4 protein-coding genes are annotated in these 3414 nt (G+C 36.1%); 2 read left to right on the forward strand and 2 right to left on the reverse strand.

Translation table 11 applies throughout. The features are described 5' to 3' along the window. Positions 1-50: 50 nt before the first annotated feature. A complete protein-coding gene (locus V7127_RS25200; RefSeq protein ID WP_335355526.1) occupies positions 51-986 on the forward strand; it encodes a helix-turn-helix transcriptional regulator in 936 nt (311 codons plus the stop codon). A gap of 80 nt (positions 987-1066) precedes the next feature. On the opposite strand, the gene V7127_RS25205 is transcribed toward V7127_RS25200, so the two are convergent. Beyond that, positions 1067-1309: a YkuS family protein gene (locus tag V7127_RS25205; RefSeq protein ID WP_335347499.1), complete on the reverse strand. Its 243-nt coding sequence runs from the start codon at positions 1307-1309 to the stop codon at positions 1067-1069. Between the two features lie 116 nt (positions 1310-1425). Between V7127_RS25205 and V7127_RS25210 the strand changes: the two genes are divergently transcribed. Then, positions 1426-1563 (forward strand): YuzL family protein, encoded by a 138-nt coding sequence (locus V7127_RS25210; RefSeq protein WP_335347498.1) that lies wholly within the window; start codon positions 1426-1428, stop codon positions 1561-1563. A gap of 56 nt (positions 1564-1619) precedes the next feature. On the opposite strand, the gene V7127_RS25215 is transcribed toward V7127_RS25210, so the two are convergent. Further along, the gene (locus tag V7127_RS25215; RefSeq protein WP_335347497.1) at positions 1620-3239 is read right to left on the reverse strand and encodes an ABC-F family ATP-binding cassette domain-containing protein; all 1620 of its coding nucleotides are present in this window, start codon (positions 3237-3239) and stop codon (positions 1620-1622) included. Positions 3240-3414 lie beyond the last annotated feature (175 nt).

Genomic DNA, 3414 nt, shown 5'->3' on the forward strand with positions numbered 1-3414 from the left:
AGTTATAACAGTAAAATTTTCCAAAATTCAAAAAAGATAGGGTTGATCAAATGTCTATTCACGATATTTCCTATACGATAGAAGAAGTAGCTTCTTTGTTAAAGGTCTCCAAATTAACTGTATATGATTTAATTAAAAAGAATGAATTAACGTCTTTTCGTGTCGGGAGACAAATGAGAGTGGATTCAAGTGATCTTGAAAGCTATAAAGAAAGAAATAAGAATAAGGGGAATCAGCCAATTATTGATTCGTCTAAAGAAAATCAAGAAATTGTCAATCCTCGCACTTTTGTTATTAGCGGACAAGATATGGCCTTGGATCTGTTTGCCAAGCAGCTGGAAAAAGAAATGCAGGATATTAGACCGCTTCGTTTGTATACAGGCAGCCTAAATAGCCTCATTTCTATGTATAATAACCAATGTGATTTAGTGAGTCTCCACCTATTTGATGGAGATACTGGGACTTACAATATTCCTTACGTAAAAAAAATATTAACAGGGTTTCCGTTTATAGTTATTAATTTCCTTTCAAGATGGGCAGGACTTTATGTTCAAAAAGGAAACCCTAAAAATATTACTGGCTGGACTGATTTAAATAGGGAGGATATCTCTATCATTAATCGTGAAAAGGGATCGGGAGCACGGGTTCTATTGGATGAACAGCTGCGAATCCATGGTATTCGATCGAAAGAGGTAAATGGCTATCATCTTGAGGAAACAAGCCACTTAACTGTTGCTGGTGCTATTGGGGGAGAAAAGGCTGATATTGGAATAGGAATTGAAAAAGCAGCAAAAATAGTTGGTGTAGATTTCATCCCCTTAATAAAAGAGAGATACGATTTAGTCCTCTTAAAAACGGATGTAAATAGAGAGGTTATTCAAAAAATCAAAGAAATTCTTTCATCCAATGAAATTAAAAAGGAGCTAGGAATGATGGGAGATTATGATTTAAGTGAAACGGGAAAGGTTATTTTTGAAACCTTTTAAATGAAAGAAAGAGGCTGGTCTTAAGCAAAGGCAACAACAATCACCTAAAAGAACAGCCTCTTTTGTATTAACTGAAATAATTATTGTAATCTTTGCTCAACCTGCTGGCAAACCTCATCAGCTGACAGTCCGCTTGCCTCAATAACAGGGGCTTTTGTTACTATGTCATGCATGCCCATAAAGTTATTGTCCATTCCTGTTACTACACAGGCGGAACAATTTTCTGCATCAGCAGCAGACTTTAAGTCCACTACATCATATCCCTTTTCACGAAGTGCATCAGAAACATTCGTTAACGATTGTTCTACCGCAATTTTTTTCATTATTTATTACACCTCCTCCGTTGATAGATTGGCTTTTTTACCTAATTTTTATTCTGTCGTTTTTGGGAATAATTATGCAGGAGAGAAGAAACAGTAAGAAGGGAGGTGAGACCATCATGTCGAAAAGAAAAAAGGATCCATCTAAAGCTGGATTAAGCTCCCCGGAAGTAAAAGGGCAGGGAACAACCAATATAGAAACAGGTGAAAGAACATCTGATTCTACAATTCACAAAAAGAAAAAACAGGATTATTAAAAGGTACATAGTAAAAAACAGGATGGTGCCATTAAGGTTCCATCCTGTCCATAATATTATTTGTACATTTCAGCAACTTGTTTCTGTAATTCAGTGTTCTCTAAATACTCATCATACGTCATTTGCTTATCAACATAGCCATTTGGTGTCAATTCAATAATTCTGTTTGCAATCGTTTGAATAAATTGATGGTCATGAGATGAGAAAATGAGTGAGCCCTTATAATTGATTAACCCATTATTTAAAGCTGTAATTGATTCTAAATCCAAATGGTTTGTTGGTTCATCAAGCAATAGTACGTTCGCGCCGCTTAACATCATTTTTGACAGCATGCAACGAACTTTTTCTCCTCCAGATAGGACACTTGCTTTCTTTAACACTTCTTCGCCTGAGAATAGCATTCTGCCGAGAAATCCTCTTAAGAAGCTTTCACTTTGATCGTTAGGGGAGAATTGACGAAGCCAGTCAACAAGATTTAATTCACTATTTTCAAAGTAGTCAGAGTTGTCCTTTGGAAAATAAGCCTGTGAAGTTGTAACTCCCCATTTATAAGAACCACTATCAGCTTCAAGTTCACCCATTAAAATCTTGAAAAGAGTTGTCTTCGCAAGTTCATTCGTTCCAACAAATGCAATCTTATCATCTTTATTCATAATAAAGCTTACATTATCAAGCACCTTAACACCATCAATTGTCTTACTGATTCCTTCAACACGAAGCAAATCATTTCCAATTTCTCTCTCCGGAGTAAACCCAACATAAGGGTAACGTCTTGAAGATGGCTTAATATCGTCTAAGGAAATCTTATCAAGCAGCTTCTTACGGGAAGTAGCCTGCTTTGATTTAGATGCGTTTGCACTAAAACGGGCAATAAATGCTTGCAGCTCTTTAATTTTTTCTTCTTTCTTTTTGTTTTGATCCGAAGCCATGCGAAGTGCAAGCTGGCTTGATTCATACCAGAAATCATAGTTCCCGACATAAATTTGAATTTTACTGAAATCAAGGTCAGCAATATGTGTACACACTTTATTTAGGAAGTGACGGTCATGGGATACGACAATGACTGTATTTTCAAAGTTAATTAAGAATTCTTCCAACCACTGAATCGCCTTAATGTCCAAGTGGTTTGTTGGCTCATCCAAAAGGAGAACATCTGGTTTGCCAAATAAAGCTTGTGCAAGCAATACCTTTACTTTTTCTCCACCAGAAAGGTCAGCCATTTTTTTCGTGTGCAGGTCTTCACCAATGCCTAATCCTTTTAAAAGAATCGCTGCCTCAGACTCTGCCTCCCAGCCATTAAGCTCAGCAAATTCTCCTTCAAGCTCTGCAGCCTTCATACCATCTTCGTCAGTAAAGTCAGCCTTCATATAGATGGCATCTTTTTCCTGCATGACCTCGTATAGTCTTGCATGTCCCATGATGACTACCTTTAAAGCTTCAAACTCTTCATATTCAAAGTGGTTTTGCTTTAATACGGCTAAACGCTCACCAGGACCTAAATGGACAGTTCCTGTTTGTGATTCAATTTCCCCAGATAAAATCTTTAAAAAAGTTGACTTACCCGCGCCGTTCGCACCGATTAATCCGTAGCAATTTCCAGGTGTAAATTTAATATTAACGTCTTCAAATAGTTTACGATCTCCGTAACGAAGACTTACATTACTAACTGTTATCATTTATTTAAATTCCTCCAGAAAACATAATCTATAAAATTATACCACTTTTTTTGAACAATCGCTAATTTCTTTAATAAACAGGGCAGTTTTGACAAGAAAAAAATAAATTAAATTTTACGAAAAAATACAGGAAATGAGCATAAAATATAGAATACATAAAGTAGATCATTTCAGC

Source organism: Bacillus sp. JJ1773, assembly GCF_036962035.1.
GTDB lineage: Bacteria > Bacillota > Bacilli > Bacillales > Cytobacillaceae > Cytobacillus.